14 protein-coding genes are annotated in these 18,159 nt (G+C 71.6%); 7 read left to right on the top strand and 7 right to left on the bottom strand.

Annotated elements, in window-relative coordinates; all coding sequences use genetic code 11:
* Positions 1 to 6: 6 nt before the first annotated feature.
* Positions 7 to 1,299 (top strand): condensation domain-containing protein, encoded by a 1,293-nt coding sequence (locus tag ACIHFD_RS35105; protein WP_397370603.1) that lies wholly within the window; start codon positions 7 to 9, stop codon positions 1,297 to 1,299.
* 17 nt (positions 1,300 to 1,316) lie between these two features.
* On the opposite strand, the gene ACIHFD_RS35100 is transcribed toward ACIHFD_RS35105, so the two are convergent.
* On the bottom strand, positions 1,317 to 2,525 hold the full coding sequence (locus tag ACIHFD_RS35100) for an FAD-dependent monooxygenase (protein WP_397370602.1): 1,209 nt from the start codon (positions 2,523 to 2,525) through the stop codon (positions 1,317 to 1,319).
* 51 nt (positions 2,526 to 2,576) lie between these two features.
* Entirely contained in the window at positions 2,577 to 5,663 is a 3,087-nt protein-coding gene (locus ACIHFD_RS35095) for a BTAD domain-containing putative transcriptional regulator (RefSeq protein ID WP_397370601.1), read from the bottom strand.
* Between the two features lie 197 nt (positions 5,664 to 5,860).
* Here ACIHFD_RS35095 and ACIHFD_RS35090 point away from each other — a divergent pair, with 197 nt between their 5' ends.
* The 6 genes from ACIHFD_RS35090 to ACIHFD_RS35065 all read left to right on the top strand — a co-directional run bounded on the left by ACIHFD_RS35090 (position 5,861) and on the right by ACIHFD_RS35065 (position 12,972).
* Positions 5,861 to 6,247, top strand: a complete 387-nt coding sequence (locus ACIHFD_RS35090) for a YbaB/EbfC family nucleoid-associated protein (protein WP_364257937.1) — start codon at positions 5,861 to 5,863, stop codon at positions 6,245 to 6,247.
* Between the two features lie 21 nt (positions 6,248 to 6,268).
* Complete coding sequence (locus ACIHFD_RS35085) at positions 6,269 to 6,568, top strand: hypothetical protein (RefSeq protein WP_364257940.1); 300 nt, start codon at positions 6,269 to 6,271, stop codon at positions 6,566 to 6,568.
* On the top strand, positions 6,565 to 10,557 hold the full coding sequence (locus ACIHFD_RS35080; RefSeq protein ID WP_397370600.1) for a toxin glutamine deamidase domain-containing protein: 3,993 nt from the start codon (positions 6,565 to 6,567) through the stop codon (positions 10,555 to 10,557). Before ACIHFD_RS35085 ends, ACIHFD_RS35080 begins: the two co-directional genes overlap by 4 nt.
* 19 nt (positions 10,558 to 10,576) lie before the next feature.
* A complete protein-coding gene (locus ACIHFD_RS35075; protein WP_355199824.1) occupies positions 10,577 to 10,861 on the top strand; it encodes a YrhB domain-containing protein in 285 nt (94 codons plus the stop codon).
* Positions 10,858 to 11,097, top strand: a complete 240-nt coding sequence (locus ACIHFD_RS35070) for a hypothetical protein (protein ID WP_397370599.1) — start codon at positions 10,858 to 10,860, stop codon at positions 11,095 to 11,097. Before ACIHFD_RS35075 ends, ACIHFD_RS35070 begins: the two co-directional genes overlap by 4 nt.
* Before the next feature lie 570 nt (positions 11,098 to 11,667).
* Complete coding sequence (locus tag ACIHFD_RS35065) at positions 11,668 to 12,972, top strand: vanadium-dependent haloperoxidase (protein WP_397370598.1); 1,305 nt, start codon at positions 11,668 to 11,670, stop codon at positions 12,970 to 12,972.
* A 450-nt stretch (positions 12,973 to 13,422) separates the two neighbouring features.
* On the opposite strand, the gene ACIHFD_RS35060 is transcribed toward ACIHFD_RS35065, so the two are convergent.
* The 5 genes from ACIHFD_RS35060 to ACIHFD_RS35040 are packed head-to-tail and all read right to left on the bottom strand — an operon-like array spanning position 13,423 to position 18,138.
* Positions 13,423 to 13,968: a gluconokinase gene (locus ACIHFD_RS35060; RefSeq protein ID WP_397370597.1), complete on the bottom strand. Its 546-nt coding sequence runs from the start codon at positions 13,966 to 13,968 to the stop codon at positions 13,423 to 13,425.
* Complete coding sequence (gene manD, locus ACIHFD_RS35055; RefSeq protein WP_363975308.1) at positions 13,958 to 15,187, bottom strand: D-mannonate dehydratase ManD; 1,230 nt, start codon at positions 15,185 to 15,187, stop codon at positions 13,958 to 13,960. The genes ACIHFD_RS35060 and manD overlap by 11 nt, the downstream gene beginning before the upstream one ends.
* Before the next feature lie 34 nt (positions 15,188 to 15,221).
* On the bottom strand, positions 15,222 to 16,370 hold the full coding sequence (gene dgoD, locus ACIHFD_RS35050) for a galactonate dehydratase (RefSeq protein ID WP_350735507.1): 1,149 nt from the start codon (positions 16,368 to 16,370) through the stop codon (positions 15,222 to 15,224).
* Between the two features lie 5 nt (positions 16,371 to 16,375).
* On the bottom strand, positions 16,376 to 17,191 hold the full coding sequence (locus ACIHFD_RS35045) for a carbohydrate ABC transporter permease (protein WP_397370596.1): 816 nt from the start codon (positions 17,189 to 17,191) through the stop codon (positions 16,376 to 16,378).
* The gene (locus ACIHFD_RS35040; RefSeq protein WP_350735502.1) at positions 17,188 to 18,138 is read right to left on the bottom strand and encodes a sugar ABC transporter permease; all 951 of its coding nucleotides are present in this window, start codon (positions 18,136 to 18,138) and stop codon (positions 17,188 to 17,190) included. The genes ACIHFD_RS35045 and ACIHFD_RS35040 overlap by 4 nt, the downstream gene beginning before the upstream one ends.
* Between the last annotated feature and the right edge of the window lie 21 nt (positions 18,139 to 18,159).

Below are 18,159 nucleotides of genomic sequence, written 5' to 3'. Positions count from 1 at the left end.
AGCGCCATGCGGCTTTCGGTGGACTTCGCCTCCGGCCGTTCCGGCACGGCGGAGCTCGCATGGGGACAGCGGGACGTCTGGACGGCTATCCAGGGGGTGGGGCCGGACGCACGCTACTTCAACGTGCCCCGGCTGCTGACCGTCCCGAGCGCGGGAGGCCCGCGCCATCCCGGGGCCGTGGCGGCCGCTCTGGCCGAGGTGATGGGTCGGCACGACGCCCTGAGATCCGTGGTACGGCTCGGCGCGACCGGGCCGTACCAGGAGGTGGCGGCGGCCGGGACCCTGGCGATCGAGCTGGTCGAGGCCGCACGCGGCGACGTGGACGATGCCGCGGCCGGACTTGTCGCCCGTCTGGCCGGGCGACCCTTCGGCGACGGCGAGCAGCCGCTGCGCGCCGGGATCGTGGTCTGCGACGGCGTCGCCACCCAGGTGGCGCTCGTGATGAATCATGTCGTCGCGGACTGGCGCGCGGCCGACGTCGTGGTACGCGATCTGCGGATGCTGCTGCTCCGCGGAGTGATCACGCGACCGCCGTCGTCGCAGTTGCTCGACCTGGTACGGGAGGAGGAGGCGGCCTCGGCCCGTTCGGACCGGTCGATCGCCCAGTGGGAGGCGCTGCTGCGGACCGTACCGTCCGCCATGTTCCCCACCGTGGTCGGCAGCGGCGCGACGCCGAGGTTCGCGCGGGCCGTGCTGTCGTCGCCCCGGCTCGACCACGCCGCACAGGTGCTCGCCCGCCGCACCGGCGTCAGCACCGCCACAGTCCTGCTGGTGGCGGTCGCCATGCTGCTGCGCGAGCTGACCGGGCACGAGGTGTCCGCGATCACCCCGATCGTGCACAACCGCTTCAACAGCCGGACCCGGGGCCTGGTCACCAGCCTGAATCAGCTGGGACTGTTCACCCTGGGCCCGTGCGGAAGCCTTGCCGAGACCCTCGTTAGCGCGTATTCGGCGGTTCTCGCGTCCTACCGGCGCGCCCGCTTCGACTCGCTGGCCCTGCACGCGATGGTCGACCGGATGAGCGCCGACCGAGGCGTCCCCATGTTCCCGTTGTGCTGCTTCAACGACCTGCGCCCCGGCGAGAATTCGGGTGGCGCCGACCGCGGGGACGGGGAGTCCGAGCTGGAATGGCTGCCCGGCATGGACCGGCGCAGCTGCGACTTCTGCGTGGCCCTGATGCGCTGGAAGGGCACGCTCGGTGTGGAACTGAGCGCCGACACGACCCGCCTGCCCGAGGGCGAGATGGCCGCCCTCCTGCACCGGCTGGAGTGCTTCGTGATCGGCGCGGCTCACTCCTGACGGGGGCCGAGTCCCGCTCAGTAGTCCTTGAGGGTGATGGCGTTCGCGGCGGCGTTGAGCGGCTTCAGGATCGGCCGCAGGGCCAGGTCCTTCCAGGGCAGGTGGCTGACCATCCGCATCATGGTGGTCTGCATGCGGATCTGGCGGGGGCTGCCGGCCACCATCTGCTTGGCGTTGCTCTCGCCGAGGCTGAGGTTCACGTCGACGTACCCGCTCATCTCCTCCTGGTAGCGGGCGAACGCCACCCGGTGGTCGCCCCCGGCGGCCTTCAGCTCGCCGGCCAGCACGTACGCACCCACGAGGGCGAGGCTGGTGCCCTGCCCCGACAGCGGCGACGGGCTGTGCGCGGCGTCGCCGACCAGCGCGATCCGCCCGGCCGACCAGCGGTCCAGCCGGACCTGGCTGGCGGAGTCGAAGTAGAAGTCGGGGGAGTGCGGCATGGCGGCCAGCAGCGTGGCGCTCTCCCAACCGGCGCCGGCGAAGGTCTCGGCGACCAGGCGCTGCTGTGCCGCGACGTCGCGGCGGTCGGGCAGCACGGCGGGGGTGGGGAAGATGAACTGGGCCTTGGCGGCGGACTGCCGGGTGCTGTAGAGGTTCACGACCTTGCCCGGGGTCGGGTAGATCAGCTCCCAGCGGTCGAGGCCGAGGTGGTTGGGCACGGTGAACACGCACGCGTGCATGCCGAGCGGGCGCACGAACGTCGCCTCTTCGCCGAAGACCTGGGCCCGCAGGTTCGAGTGCAGCCCGTCGGCGCCGATCACGAGGTCGAACATGCGCGGCGCGGAGCGCGCGAAGGTCACCATGACGCCGTCGTGGCCCTGGGTGAGGCCGGTGATGCTGTCGCCGAACAGGTACTCCACGCCCTGCTTGGTCGCGTTGTACATGATGCGGGCCAGGTCGCCGCGCAGCACCTCGTCGTCGCCGGGGGCCCGCAGGCCGATGAGGTCGGGGCCCAGGGTGGCGAGCGGCTTGCCGGCCGCGTTCACCCAGGCGCCCCCGCGCATCTGAGTGCTGTACCGCTTGACGGCCGGGGTGAGGCCCATCCGGTCGACGACGTCCATCGCCACGCCGCGCAGGTCGACCTTGTAGCCGCCTTCCCGCAGCGCCGGGGCCAGCTCCACGACGGTTGGGGTGAATCCGTACCGCTGCAACCAGTACGCGAGGGCGGGACCGGCCACGCTGGCGCCGGAGATCAGGACCGTCTTGTTCACGAGGTGCTGTGTCATGGCGACAGCGTCGCCGGTCCCGCTCGCCGGGCGCTCACCAAGCGCTCACCGTCACTCACCGGCCAGGTCGAGCACCTCCTCGGCGCTCAGCCCGCGGCCCCGGTGACGTGCTTCGGCATATCGGCCGGGGCCGAGCGCGCGTTCGGCCTCGGCGGCCGTCTCGTCCACGTCGCGGTCGGCGACCAGCTCCGCCCCGCGCAGGGACGCCGCTGCGCCGATGAGCGTCGCGGCCCGCTCCGCGTCACCGGTCAGCAGCGCGGCCCCGGCGAGGCCGTCCACCGCGTCCGCGGCGGCGGGCAGGTTGCCGCTGCGCACGGCCGTCTCGAGCGCGGCGCGGTGGTGGGCGCGGGCCTGCGCGGCGTCCCCGTCCATGGCGGCGGCCCAGCCGAGTCCGGTGAGGATGCGGGCACGGATCCGGCTCCCGGTGATCGAGGCGCCTCCGCAGCCGGCCAGCGCCGCCTCGTACAGCTGCCGGGCCCGGTCGGGTTCGCCGGATCGGCGGGCGAGGTCGGCGAGGCCACGGCGGGCGTCGGCGAGCAGGTCCGGCGCGCCGACGGCGCGGGCGACCTCGGCGGCGCGCTCGTAGCCGGTCCCGGCGGCGGCGAGGTCACCGTCCTGGGCCAGCAGGTCGGCGCGGCGGGTGAGGAGGTCCGCGGCGTCCTCCGTACGGCCCAGCTCCTCGATGAGCGTGATGGCCTCGTCCATCCAGGCCACCGCGCGGGCCCGCTCACCGCGCCAGGCCGCGATCCCGGCGAGCTTGTCCAGCGAGTTCGCGATCGCCCAGCGGTCGCCCGACGTGCGGAAACCGGCCAGCGCGGCGGTGAGCGCGTCCTCGGCGGCGGAGGTCCGCCCGCCGAGCAGCAGCCGCAGTCCGTCGCCCATGCGCAGGAACGCCTGCGACCACGGGTCGGTGTCGAACAGCCGGTGCTGAAGCGCGGGGTCGACGTCGAGCAGGCGTCCGGCCATCGAGAGCAGGAACACGACGTGGGGTCGTCGCAGTGGCCGGTCGTGCGCGGCGAGGCCGGCGGCGGCGCGGTCCAGATGGTCGCGCAGGCCGGCGTCGGTGGAGTTGCCGGTCGCGGCGGCGGTCACGACGCAGCACGCGTACTCCTCGACTTTCTCCGCACCGGGAGCGTGTTCGCCCAGCAGCCGGGCGGCGAGCGGGGCGGCCTCGCCGCGCAGGCCGCGCAGCCACCAGAACCAGGACAGGGCCGCGATCAGCCGCGCGGCCAGCGGCGGGTCGGCGGTGACGGCCCAGCCCAGTGCGGCCAGCAGGTTGCCGTGCTCGGCGTCCAGCCGCGCGAGCCGATCCAGCTGGCCGGGCCCCCGCAGGTGGTGGTCGGCGGCTTCGGCCAGCGCGGTGAAGCACTCCGCGTGCGCCCGCAGACATTCCTCTCGCTCCCCGGTCTCGGCGAGCCGCTCCGCGCAGTACTCGCGCACCGTCTCCAGCATCCGGTAGCGGCCGTCGTGTGCCTCGACGAGCGACTTGTCCACCAGGCCGGCCAGCACGGCCGCCACGTCGTCGGACCCGGCCGGCCCGTCCAGGCCGCAGACCCGCTCCACGTCCGCCAGGGTGACGCCGCCCGCGAACACGGTGAGCCGGCGCGCGAGCGCCTGCTCATCCGGGTCGAGCAACCCCCAGCTCCAGTCGACCACCGCGCGCAGCGTCTGATGCCGGGGCGCCGCGGTGCGCTCGCCGCGCGACAGCAGCCGGAACCGGTCGGCCAGCCGAGCGTCCACCTCGTCCAGGGTGAACGAGCGCAGCCGGGCCGCCGCCAGTTCGATGGCCAGCGGCAGCCCGTCCAGGGCGGCGCAGATCCGCCGCACCGCGCCGATCGTGGCGGCGTCCACGACGAACCCGTGCCGTACGGCGGCGGCCCGGTCGGCGAACAGCCGCACCGCCGGGTAGGCCAGCGCCTCGGCGAGCGCGGCATCGGGTGCGGGCACGGCCAGCTGCCCGACCGGGAAGAGGACCTCACCGGTGATGCCGAGCGCCTCCCGGCTGGTGGCCAGGATCCGCAGCGCGGGGCAGGCGGCCAGCAGCCGGTGCGCGAGCCCGGCCGCGTCCGCGACGACCTGCTCGCAGTTGTCCAGAATCACCAGCACCGGCCGGTCGGCCAGCGCCGCGACGAGCCGATCCTCCGGCGGTCCCGACTCGCGCAGGCCCAGCGCGGCGGCCACGGCGGGCGCCACCTGCGCCCCGTCGCTCAACGCGGACAGGTCGACGAAGCACACCTCCCCGGGCACCCGGCCGCTCGCCTCCACCGCCAGCCGCGTCTTGCCGGTGCCACCCGGACCGGTCAGCGTGACCAGCCGTGATCCGGCCGGCAGCGCCGCGAGCTCGCGCAGCTCCTCCGCCCTTCCGACGAAGCTGGTGAGCTGGGCCGGCAGCCGCCGGAGCGCGGGGGCGGCCGCGGGTTCGGCGCGCAGGATGGCCAGGTGCGCCTCGGCCAGCTCGGCGGACGGATCGACGCCCAGCTCGTCGCCCAGGAACCGGCGGGCCTGCTCGTACGCGGCGAGCGCCTCCGCCTGCCGGCCACCGGCGTACAGGGCCCGCATCAGCAGCGCCCGCGCCCGCTCCCGCAACGGGTGCGCGTCCACCAGCTCCGTCAGCTCCGCGGCCACCGCGTGCTGCTCGCCCAGCGCCAGCGCGGCCTCGGCCCGGTCCTCCACCGCCGCCAGCCGCTCCTCCAGCAGCCGGGCGGCCGCCGCCTCGGCGAACGGCGCGTCCAGCACGTCGGCGAGCGCCGGCCCGCGCCACAGGTCCAGCGCCTGACCCAGCACCATCGCGGCGCCCGCCGGGTCCCCGCCGGCCAGCGCCTGCCTGCCCTGCCCGGCCAGCCGGGCGAACCGGTGCGCGTCCACCGCGTCGAGGTCGACCGCGAGCCGGTAGCCCGCCGGTCCGAACTCCACGGCCGCCCCGTCGCGCAGTCCTCGCCGGAGCCGGGAGACCTGCGACTGCAGCGCGTGCGCCACGTCGGCGGGCGCGTCCTCGCCGTACAGGCCGGCGGCCAGCCGCCCGACGCTCACCGGGCGACCGGCCTCCAGCAACAGCATCGCCAGCAGCGACCGCACCTGCGGGCCGCCCACCGCCACCGGGCCACCGTCGGGCAGGCGCGCCTCAACCGGACCCAACACGCCGAACCGCATCAAAAGCCCCCGGCTTCGCACATGCCGGCAATTATCCCAGCCGCGGGCCGCTCAGCGCTCCGAGGTGGTCTCCCGTACTTAGGACGGAGACCGTGGCCGAGCTCCTCTGACCGCGCGGGCCGGGTCACTTCGACGAATCCTGAAATGGGGCTAAGAGCCGACTTTCCCCCATTATGGTGCGAGAAATGAACGCTGACCAGTTGCATGAATACGCGAACCAATTGCGTGACAATTTCTTGCGACTGCAGGATCAATCCCTGGAACTGCACCAACGCGCCCGAGCCCTGCAGGTCACCCACAGCTCGCCCGACGGCCTCGTCACCGCCACCGTGGGCGCCCGCGGTGACCTGATCCGGCTCGAGCTCGACCCCCGGGTCTCCCGCCTGCGGGACAGCGGCAGGCTGGCCGGCCTCATCACCGCCACCGTGCAGCAGGCCGCGGCGATGGCCCAGGAGGAGATCGTGCGGATGTTCGCGCCCCTCGTCCCGCCAGAGCAGATGCGGGCCCACCTGGATGGCGACCTCGACAGCGTGCTGGGGCACCTGGACGACCGGCTGCGCGAGATCGGGTAGCGGATGGCCGAGCACGTACGCATGGAGCGGTCTCAGGTCGAGGCCGGGCTCAAGGGCTGGCAGGGCCACGCCGCCGGACTCGGTGACGCTCTGCGCGACGCCACCGCCCGCATCGAACGGCTGAACGCCGCCGCCCCCTGGGGCGGCGACTCTGCCGGGCAGGAGTTCTACCGGGCGTACTCGGCCGAAGGAGGGCCCGACACGCTCATCGCCTGGGCCGGGCAGCTCATGAGAGACCACGAGGCCACTGGCGAGGGTGTACGGCAGACCGTGGAGACCACGAGCGAGGCCGCCTCCACGCCGAAGGGCGATCGGGTGTGAGCGTCCACGCGGGGGCGGAGCACAACCGCAGCACACCGGTCACCAGCCCGCCGGGCGGTGGCGACGACACGATCGGCAGCGGCGGCTACGCGACCGACGTCACGCCGGCCTGGGGAGAGGGCGCGCCCGAGTGGGTGGACGTCCTGATCTCGCTGGTGGCTGCCGGGCAGATGTGGCCGGAGGGCAGCGAGAAAGGCCTGGCGGAGCTGGCGGTGGCCTTCGACGACCTGTCGCGGGCGGCGCTGGCCGGGCAGGACGTGAGTTCGCGGGCCACGATGCTCGACGGGTGGTCGGGCGCGTCGGCCGACGCCTTCCGCGAGCACACCGACGAGCTCGCGTCGGGGGAGACGGGGCTGGCGGGGATGGCGCAGGCCGCTCGGGCGTACGCGCTGCAGCAGGACTCCTTCGCGCGCGCCACGCAGTACGGCAAGCTGTCCATCAACGTCGGCTACTGGATCACGGTCAGCGCGGCCGCCGTCGGGGTCACGGCGAGCTTCCTCACCGCGGGCGCGACCACACCGCTGCTCGCCGCGTACGCGCAGCGGCTGCGTACCTTCCTCAACCAGGTGTTCGGCTCGCTGGAACGGGCGGCGGGGGCCGGGCGCGGGCTCACGACCGTCGCGCCGAAGCTCGCCGCCGTCCAGACGGCCCAGTTCGGCGGGCGAAAACTCGGCCAGGGGCTGCTGGCCAGGGCGGTCACCAGTCACATGCTGCGCGAACTGCCGGAGGAGGTGGGCGAGGGCCTGCTCATGGACGGGCTCGCCCAGCGCCGGCAGATGGACCTCGGGACGCGTACGAGCTGGGACACCCGCATGACGGCCGCGAACGTCCTCGGCGACGCGACCGGCGCCTTGCTGGCGTCCCGGGTCGCGCCCGCGGTCTCCAAGTACGTCTCCGGCCTCCCCGGCCTGCGCCACCTCGACACCGCGGCCGGGGACGCCGGTGGGCTGGCGAACGTCCTCATGCGGTACCCCACCAAGGCCGCGAGCGCGGCCGCCACCAACGCGCTCGTCTCGGCCCCCGCCGGGATGATCTCCAACGGCGTCGTGTACGGCACCTGGCAACTCCCCACGATGGAGGGGCTGGTGGGCAGTATGGCGGCCGGCGCCGGCCGAGTGGGCACCATCAGCCCTCTCAGCACCGACGTCCTCTCCGCCCTCGCCAACCCGTCAACGGCCCTCGCCCGCGCGGAATCCACCGTCCGCGCCCAAGACCCCACCCCCTCGCCCTCGGCACCCACCGCCGGTTCCGGCCAGGTCGGGAGCACCCAGAACACCGCCACCCACGGGGCCGGCGGGGTCACCCCGATGACCACCACCCCACCCACCCTGGCCGGCGACGCACACGGGACCGGTTCGACAGGCACCCCCCAGCGCAGCGGCCTCACCCCGACACCGGCCGGCGCCCCCACCGCGTCGGCCCCCACCGCGTCGGCCCAGACCGGAAGCGCACCTACCGGAGCACCACCAAGCACCACCTCCAGCGGCGCCACCCAGGCAGGCGCGACACCACAAGGATCAGCACAGAGCACCGCGTCCAGCGGGACCGCGCAGGTCGGCGCGGCGTCGCAGGGTGCGCCATCGGGCACCGCGCCCGGGGGGACGGCGCAGGCGGGTACGGCACCGCAAGGATCGGCACCGGGCACCTCGTCCGGCGGGACGGCGCAGGCTGGTGCGGCATCGCAAGGATCGGCACCGGGCACCTCGTCCGGCGGGACGGCGCAGGCTGGTGCGGCATCGCAAGAGGCGGGAACGAGCGGCCAGTCGGCGGCCGGCAGTGCGCCAGGTGGCTCATCGGCACAGACCAGCCCGATCGGCGCGGCTGCCGGCAGCTCGGTCGCCGGGACGGGTGGGCCCACTACCTCGGCCACGGCGGGGGCCGGGCCGACCGCCCCGGCCGCTGCCGCCTCTGTGCCGACGGCCTCTGGCGCCCCGAACGTGACAGGGCCTGGGGTGGATGTCGAGGGCGGGGGGTTGGTGCCGTCCAAAGAGGCGTTGGCTCTGGCGCTCAGTGGGGCGGGCACCCCGTCCGTACCGAGGCTTGAGGGGATCGGGCCGGAGGCGGCGAATGACATTGATCAGGCGTTACGTGAGCTGGCCCGTGACTACCCGGACCTGACGCGCGCCCTCGGCGCCGTCAGCACCACGGACCCGCACGGGAACTTCGTCACCCAGCCGGACCTGGTGGCCTACGCGGTCATGGACGGCGGTGAGCGGGGCATCCACCTGAACCCTGTCGCCATGGCCGACCAGATGGAGGCCGGGCGGGTGGAGGAGGCGACCGGGTGGACGGTGCCGGGCGGTGGGTCGGTGCGCGGTGTGCTCTACCACGAGGTGGGCGAGCACATCGCCGACCGCATCATCGGCGACCCCGATGCGCGCACCGCCCTGAACGCCACCGTCTCGGCCGCGCTGGGGCGCCCGTACGACGTCACAGGCGTGCACGACCAAGAGACCGTGACCGCCGTCGAGTCCCGCCTGTCCACGTACGGCGCCACCACCCCCCGCGACCTGATCGCGGAGGCGTTCACCGAGTACAGGGCCTCGGCGACCCCGCGTCCCCTGGCCAGGGCGGTCGGTGAGCTGATCGATCGGCTGCACACCACGCAGGCACCCCGGACACAGGACACCGCGCTGACGACGCGCTCCCGCGAAGAGGTCTATGCCCGCAGGCGCGGTCCCTCCGACGACCCGGAAGCGGATCCGGACCTGTGGGCGCTGCGGGCCATGGACGGGCGGATGAGCGAATCCCGCTATCGGGACGAGGACGCCGAACGCCAGGCAGGCAAGATCCTCCAGCGCATGGCGAACACCTGGGGCCGCGACGGGACCCAGTGGCTGCTGGATACGTTCCAGGCGCGTTCCCCGTACGTACGCGACGGCATCGTCTGGGCCGCCCGCCAGAACGGCCTGGCCGGCCCGAGCGGCGAGCAGCAGTCAATGGCACAGACGCCTCGGCCCCTGGGCCGGAGCGGCCAGAGCGGCCAGCCACAGGAGGCCGCCTACCAGGCCGAGAACCTGTACGACTCCCAGGCCGACCGGCGCCACTGGAAAGATGTCATGCGGGAGGCCGACCATCTCGCCCACCAGTACACGGCCGCCGACCGCGACCAGGACGCGGACGCGTTCCAGGACGCCATCGACAACGCCCAGGCGTTCGTCCGCCGTCACGGCCTGGCCGACGCCAGCCGGACGCCTTGGTACAAGTTCAAGGGCGCGGCGGAGATGGACGACTGGATGGCCTTCCGCGAGAGGGAGGACACCAGCACCGGCATCGGCTTCATCAGCGAGATCCTGCTCTATGACTTCGACCTGGAGCCGGACGACCTCAAGGGCACCGGTGCCGCCGGTCAGAGTGGGACGAAGGGGTACGAGCCGCCGATCTCCGACCACGACGACTTCGGCAAGGTCAATGTCGAGCGCCGGACCAAGGTGCCCCTCGCCGGACTGCGCCCGCAACGGGTGGAGGACTACGACAAAGCCTCCCAGCCGCTCAGCGAGGAGCACAAGGAGGCCATGCGGAAGGCGTACGGGGAGTTGCGGAAGTTCATCGACGACCTCGGCTCCAGGGAGATCAGGTTCGGTGACCTGCTCGCGATCATCAACAAGGTCAACCCGACCGGGCACAACAGGAACTGCCCGGAGACCAGCCTGGCCATCGATGACATCCTGCGCGGCAAGCCGGCCGTGGCCGGGCCACTGAACGCCGCGCCGGTCCCGGTCATCCGCACCACGATGGGCAGGCGGGCGATCGAGAAGCACCTGCGGCTCAGCAATCTCAAGAAGGTAGCGAAGATCTTGCAGAACGAGGGGCCGGGATCACGCGGCGTGGTGATCGGCTACAGCGGCTCCGGCATCGGGCACGTGTGCAACGTCCTCAACGTCAACGGCAACATCTACTACGCGGACGGCCAGCACCAGCGGGTGTACATCGACCGGCACCCCATGGAGGGCAAGTACCGCGAGTACGACTTCTTCCAGACCCGCTGAGAAAGGACGGATCACCATCATGATCGGCAAGGAGGAGGCCGAGCAGATCGTGCGCGCGTACATCGCGGAGGAACTGAGCGCGGTGGGGGAGGGGCTGGTCGTGCACGACGCGGTGACGGTGGAGCGGCCGTACGGGTGGTTCTTCACGATCACCACGGTGGAGTTCGTCGAGACGGGCGACCCTGGCACCACGTACGCCGGGCTGGGACCGGTCCTGGTGCGGCGGGCCGACGGCGGGCTCGTCGAGTACGACTCCATGTACACCGGCGAGTCGGCGGCCGAGGACTACGAGGCGGCGCTGTGACGCGGCGGCGGCCCGCGATCTGCGACGCGTGCGCCAGGCTCCGGCAACGGGTTGATTCGCAGGCGGCAGGCCGGTACGTCCCCTACTGCGAGGCCTTCCCCGCAGGCGTCCCGGCGGAGATCTATGAGGGTGGCTTCGACCACCGGCAGGAATACCCCGGCGACGGCGGTGTCCGGTTCGCGCTGCGGCCGACGGCCGAGGGGGCGGTGCGGGCGTTCGAGCTACGCCGCACCTGAGAGGCGAGGGCTGTGCGGCCCGAGGCTGTCCACATATCAGCTGCGTCCACGGGAGGGTCTTCTGTGAGGCCGAGTCGAAGAGAAGTGCTCCGCACCGGGATGGGGGTCGCCCTGCTGCGCCTCCGCCGGCAACTTCTTCCGTGAGATCCGCGCGACCGTCGCCACGGCCGTGGTCGGCTCCCTGTCCGGCCTCGCGCCGAGCCTGGGCGGGACGGGCGGCCACGTGCCGCGCGCCGGCGTGGTAGAAGGGCATGGTGTCGGATCCGTGCAACACCAGCACTGGAGCGGAGATCGCGCCGAGCAATGACCGGTGGGAACGAGGACACTCCAACCGTCGGCGACTGGGGTGCCCCTGGGCCGCGTGCATCACGGTCAGGAACGTGGGCGAGACGTGCACCGCCCACGGGAAGGTCTTGCAGGTAGGGACGGGTTCGAGGAGCCGCCGCCTACGACAATGCGATCTCCTGACCCGCTTTCGACGAACGGGCCTCAGTGCCGTCGGCCTGGTTGCCGACGTGGTAGTTGTTCGCGCACTGGCTCGATCGGTGGCGGTCGGAGTAATTTCCCATCATGGTCAAATTACGTGACGCCGGATGGGCAGGCGTCCTCCCGCGCAAGGCCGTCAGCTTATCCGTCGCCGGAGTCATCGCCGTCGGGTCGCCGATCGGACTCGGCTCGTCGTTCGCGAACGCGTCGACTTCGAACGCGCCTCCCAATGCCGTCATCACCTGGGACAGAAACGCCCAGACGGCGATATGGGACATCGCCGGCCAGCAACCACAGGTCCAGGCGCGCAGCTTCGCAATGGTGCACGGAGCCGTTTACGACGCCGTAAACGCGATCGCCGGCACTCCCTATCAGCCGTATCTGATCGCGCCGCCTGCCGACGGGACCGAGTCGACGGACGCGGCCGTCGCGACCGCGGGCTTCCTTGTGCTGAACGCTCTGTTCCCAGAACAGCAAGCGAGGCTGAAGACGCAGTACGACGAGGCGCTGGCCGTGATCCCCGACGGTACCGCCAAGCAGCGCGGAATCACCGTGGGCACTCAGGCGGCCTCTGCGATGAACGCCGCACGGCAGAACGACGGAGCGTTCGGAAACCAGACCTGGACTGTGGGCACCCAGCCCGGTCAATGGCGGCCGGCGCCACCCACGTTCGCCTCCGACGGAGCCTGGGTCGGTGACCTCAAACCGTTCCTTATCCGCAGCGCCTCCATGTTCCGCACGTCCGGCCCGCCATCGCTCACCAGTCACCGGTACGCCCGGGACTTCAACGAGGTCAAGACCATCGGCTCGGCGACCAGCACGGTCAGGACGTCCGACCAGACACAAGCCGCGATCTGGTGGCACGACCGGCACCTGGCCGAATGGGAGATCAAGCGCCAGCTGGCGACGAAGCAGCAACTGAACACGTTGCAGACGGCGCGGATGTTCGCGATGGTCGACCTGGCCGAAGCCGACGCCACGATCGCTTGCTACAACGAGAAGGCAGCGTGGAACTTCTGGCGGCCGGTCACCGCGATCCGCCTGGCCGACACCGACGGAAATCCGGGAACGGCGGCCGATCCCGACTGGACGCCATTGCTCGTCACACCACCGCACCCCGACTACACATCCGGACATACCTGCTTCACAGCGGCCAGCATGTCGGCGTTGGCGTATTTCTTCGGCCGCAACGACATCCCCTTCAGCGGGTACAGCGCCGCCTCGGGTACCACCAGGTATTTCCGCAGTTTCTCGCAGGCGCTCGCCGAGGTCATCGAAGCACGCATCTGGGGCGGAATCCATACGCGAACGGCCGACGTCGAAGGCGCGAAAATCGGCAAGAAGGTCACCGCTTACATGGTTGCGCACTACTTCAAACCGAAGGAGTAATGACCTGCTGCTCTTCACCTCTGAAGTGGTGAGCTTCGGGGGCAGCTCTTGCGGTAGGGCAGGGCTGGGATGCAGGCCTTCCATTCGGCGGTGGTGAGGGATCCCCCTCCCGTCGGCCGTGAAAGCGATCGACTGGAGCTGCCCTGTATTCGGATCCTGACCTCCACCGGCGTCGAGAAGACGCTGGTCGGTGCTGGCGAAAGCCGGCTGCTTGCCGTCGGGAAAGAAGGCCACGCGCTCGCCCAGGACGGTTCCCGTGGCGGCGTCCACGATCTTGACCTTGCCCTGGCCGACCGCGGCCGGCAGCCTGCCATCCACGCTGAAGAAAGCGCCGAACCGCATCGCGTGGGTGACGCCGGCAGGCCTGGCCAGGGGACCTTCCGGATCCGGCTGGGCACGCCGGCCGGCGGCGACTGGGGCCCGCCTGATCAGGGGCCGATCAGGGGCCGATCAGGGGATCGTCGGGCGGGTGGCCGTCGGCAGGCCGAGCCGGGTCGCCACCGCCGCCGCCAGCTCGTCCGGCGACAGCGCCACCTCCAGCACCATCCCGGACTCCTCCGGGCCGAGGTGCTCCAGGATCGCCCGCTGCGAGTCGAACAGGCCGGGCGACATGTAGTGGTCGGTACGGCGGGTCAACCGGTCCCGGATCATAGTCGCGGGCCCGTCCAGGAGGACGAACTCCACCTCCGGCGGGCCCTGCCGCAGCACGTCCCGGTAGGAGCGCTTGAGCGCCGAGCACGCCAGCACCGTGGAGACGCCCTCGGCGTGCCGGGCGGCCATCCAGGCGGCCAGGTCCCGCAGCCACGGCCAGCGGTCTGCGTCGTCCAGCGGGATGCCGGCGCGCATCCGCGCCACGTTCGCCTCCGGGTGGAACTCGTCCGCCTCGGCGAACCGCAGCCCGGTCAGCTCGCTGATCCTGCGGGCCACGGTCGTCTTGCCCGCGCCCGACACGCCCATGACCACGATGTGCCGGGTGCGCCGCTGCTCACCAGTCATGGACGGTGCCGTCCTTGAGCCGGTTGAACGGCAGGTACGCCGGCTGGTACGGGAAGCGCGCCGCGGCCTCCTCGTCGAGATCCACGCCGAGCCCCGGCAGCTCACCGGGGTGCAGGTAGCCGTCGCTGAAGCTGAACGACTGCCGGAACACCTCGTTGGTCGCCTGGCCGTGCTGCATGTACTCCTGGATGCCGAAGTTGTGGATCGCCAGGTCCAGGTGCAGGGCGGCGGCCATGCCGACCGGCGAGATGTCGGTCGGGCCGTGGATGCCGGACTTGATCTGGTACTGGGCGGCGTAGTCGAGCAGCTTGCGCATGGCCGTGATCCCGCCGGTGTGGGTGACGGCGGAGCGGACGTAGTCGATGAGCTGCTCGCGGATCAGGGTCTGGTAGTCCCACACGGTGTTGAAGATCTCCCCGATGGCCAGCGGGGTGGTCGTGTGCTGACGGACCAGGCGCAGCGCCTCCTGGTTCTCCGCCGGGGTGCAGTCCTCCAGCCAGAACAGGTCGTACGGCTCGAGGGCCTTGCCGAGCTTGGCGGCCTGGATGGGGGTCATCCGGTGGTGCCCGTCGTGCAGCAGCGGCAGCTCGGGGCCGAACTCGTTGCGCACCGCCTCGAAGACGCCGGGCAGGTGACGCAGGTAGGCGCGGGTGTCCCAGTCCTCTTCCGCGGGCAGCGCGGTGCGCTGGGCCGGCTCGTAGTCGTACCGCTTGCCCTCGACGCTGGGCTGGGCGGCCACTCCGTACACGGCGTTGATGCCCGGTACGGACGTCTGCACCCGCAGCGACCGGTACCCCATCTCCAGGTGCCGCCGGATCGAGTCGAACAGCTCCGGCAGGTCCCGGCCCGACGCGTGCCCGTACGCCATGATCCCGGTCCGGGAGGCGCCGCCGAGCAGCTGGTAGAGCGGCATCCCGGCGGCCTTGGCCTTGATGTCCCACAGCGCCACGTCCACGGCCGCGATGGCGGCCATGGTGACGGGCCCGCGCCGCCAGTACGCCGAGCGGTAGAGGAACTGCCAGGTGTCCTCGATGCGATGCGGGTCCCGCCCGATCAGCAACGGGACGACGTGGTCGGCCAGGTACGACGCGACCGCCAGCTCACGCCCGTTGAGGGTGCCGTCGCCCAGCCCGGTGATCCCCTCGTCCGTCGTGATCTTGAGGGTGACGAAGTTGCGGTCGGGGCTGGTGACGATGACGTCCGCGGCGATGATCTTCAAGCGGGTGCCTTTCTCATGTCGAGAGCCATGGTGGTTACCATTCCGCGTACGAACCGTCCCGGTGCCGCCAGACAGGGCTGCGCCAGGCGTGTCCCTTCTTGTCGGCGGCGCGGACCGCCTGATCGTCGATCTCGATGCCCAGGCCGGGTGCGGTGAGCCGCTCGACGTAGCCGTTCACGAAGGTCAGCGGGGTCTTGTCGAGGCAGTAGTCGAGCACCTCGGCGCCACGGTTGTAGTGGATGCCGATGCTCTGCTCCTGGATCAGGTAGTTCGGGGTGGCGAAGCCGACCTGGAGGCAGGCCGCGAGGGCGATCGGGCCGAGCGGGCAGTGCGGGGCGAGCTGCACGTCGTACACCTCGGCGAGGGTGGCGATCTTGCGGACCTCGGTGATGCCGCCGGCGTGCGAGAGGTCCGGCTGGGCGACCGCGATGCCGGCCTGGAAGACCGGCAGGAACTCCTGCCGGCTGTAGAGCCGCTCCCCGGTCGAGACCGGGGTGGTCGTCGAGCGGACGAACTCGCCGATGAGGTGCGAGTTCTCCGGTACGACCGGCTCCTCCAGGAACAGCGGCCGGTACGGCTCCAGCAGCGGCGCCACCCGGCGGGCGTTGGCCAGGGTGAAGCGTCCGTGGAAGTCGACGGCCACGTCGCGGTGGTCGCCGAGCACCTCGCGGGCGGCGGCCACCCGGGCGACCACGCCGTCCAGCTCGGCGACCGAGGCGACCGGGCTCATCGCGCCGGAGGCGTTCATCTTCACCGCGGTGAGCCCGGCCTCGAGCTGGGCGGCGATGTGATCGCGGACCTCGCTGGGTTCGTCGCCGCCGACCCAGCCGTACACCCGGATCCGGTCCCGGACCGGACCGCCGAGCAGCTGGTGCACGGGGGCGCCGAAGTGCTTGCCGGCGATGTCCCAGAGGGCCTGGTCGAGGCCCGCCACGGCACTGGCCAGGATCGGGCCGCCCCGGTAGAACGAGCCCTTGGTCAGCACCTGCCAGTGGTCCTCGATGCGTAGCGCGTCCCGGCCGATCAGCAGCTCCGCGAGCTGGTCGACGGCGGTGCGGACGGTCTCGGAGCGCCCCTCGCAGGTGGCCTCGCCCCAGCCGACGATCCCGGAGTCGGTCTCCACCCGGACGAAGAGCCAGCGGGGGGCGACGAGGAAGGTCTCCACGCGCGCGATGGTCGTCATGCCGGTCAGCCCTTCGTCGCGCCGGCGGTGAGGCCGGAGACCACGTACTTCTGCACGAACAGAGCGATCACCATGATCGGCACGGTGACCACGGTGGCCGCGGCCATCAGGCCGCCCCAGTCGATGCTGGCGTACCCGACGAAGTCGAAGATCGCCACGGGCAGGGTCTTGGTGTCGGCGTCGGAGAGCACGAGCGCGAACATGAAGTTGTTCCAGGAGAAGATGAAGGACAGGATCCCGGCGGTGGCGATGCCCGGCACCGCCAGCGGCAGGGTGATGCGCCGGAACGCGCCGACGTGGGTCAGCCCGTCCACCAGCGCCGCCTCCTCCAGCTCCTCGGGCAGGCTGTCGAAGTAGCCCATCATGATGTAGACCACCAGCGGCAGCGCGACGAACATGTGGCTGATGATCAGCACCCCGAAGCCGCCGACCATCTTCAGGTTGGAGAAGACGTAGTACCAGGGCACCAGCAGCGAGACACCGGGGATGACCCGGGCCATCAGCACCACCAGCGCGGACTTCTTCATGTTGAACCGGCTCATCGAGTACGCGGCCGGCACGCCGAGGATCAGCGAGGCCACCGTGGCGGCGAAGGCCACCCAGAGGCTGTTGACGATGAACTCGACGTAGTTCGCCTGCTGGAGCACCTTGGCGTAGTTGTCCATGGTGGGCGAGAAGGCCAGCGCCTTGCCCGGGTCGTAGATGTCGACGTTGGTCTTGAACGACGCGGAGACCATCCAGAGCAGCGGCGCGACCAGGGAGAGCACCACGATGGTGAGCGCCACCACCCGGAACACACGATACGCGGGCCGGGCCTTCATCGCTGCGCCTCCTTGCGCCGGGCGGTCAGGGCCCACATGGCCCCGATGATGATCAGGAAGAAGAGGATGAGGACGGTGGAGGAGACGCCGTACTCGTTGTAGTCGAAGCTGAGGCCGTAGGCGTACACGTTCAGCGTCTCGACCTCATGGAACGAACCGCCACCGCGGCCCTTCGTGGCGTAGAGGACGTCGAAGGTCTTCAGCGCGTCGATGCCGCGCAGCAGGACCGCCACCGTCAGCGTGGGCATCAGCAGCGGCAGGGTGACGTGCCGGAACCGCTGCCAGGTGCTGGCGCCGTCGATGTGCGCCGCCTCCTGCGGCTCGTCCGACAGCGAGGTGAGCCCGGCGAGCAGGATCAGCACCACCATCGGCGTCCACTGCCACACGTCGATGAAGATCGTGGTGGCCAGGGCCGTGTGCTGGCCGGCCAGCCACGGCTGCGGCCCGATGCCGAACCAGCCGAGGAGCTGGTTGGCCATGCCGATGTTCGGGTCGAAGATGAGCCGCCACATCATGCCGACCGCGACCGGAGTGGCCACGAGCGGCATGAGGATGGCGACCCGGACCCACCGCTGCCCCTTGAACGGCCGCCAGAGCAGCAGCGCGATCGCCATCCCGAGGACCACCTCGAACAGCAGCGCGACGACGGTGAACGTGGCGGTCCGCCCGACCGCGGGCCAGAACCGCTCGGTGTCCGACAGGACGTCGAGGTAGTTCCGCAGGCCCACGAACTCGCTCTCCGCGCGGACGGATCCCTCGGCGTCGGTCAGGCTGAGGTAGCCGGTCCAGGCCAGGGGGAACACGAGCAGCGCGGCGACGAAGACCATCGCGGGCGCGGCGAAGAGCCATTTGCGGTGGGCGTCCACCCAGCGCAGCCAGCCGGGCGTGCCGGGGGCGGCGGGGGCGCCGCGCGGCGCCTTGGTGGTCGGTGTGGTGATCGTTGCCATGGGGACTCCAGGGGTCGGCGG

The sequence above is a fragment of the Nonomuraea sp. NPDC051941 genome (genome assembly GCF_044593615.1).
This window is presented reverse-complemented; position numbering and strand designations above follow the sequence as displayed.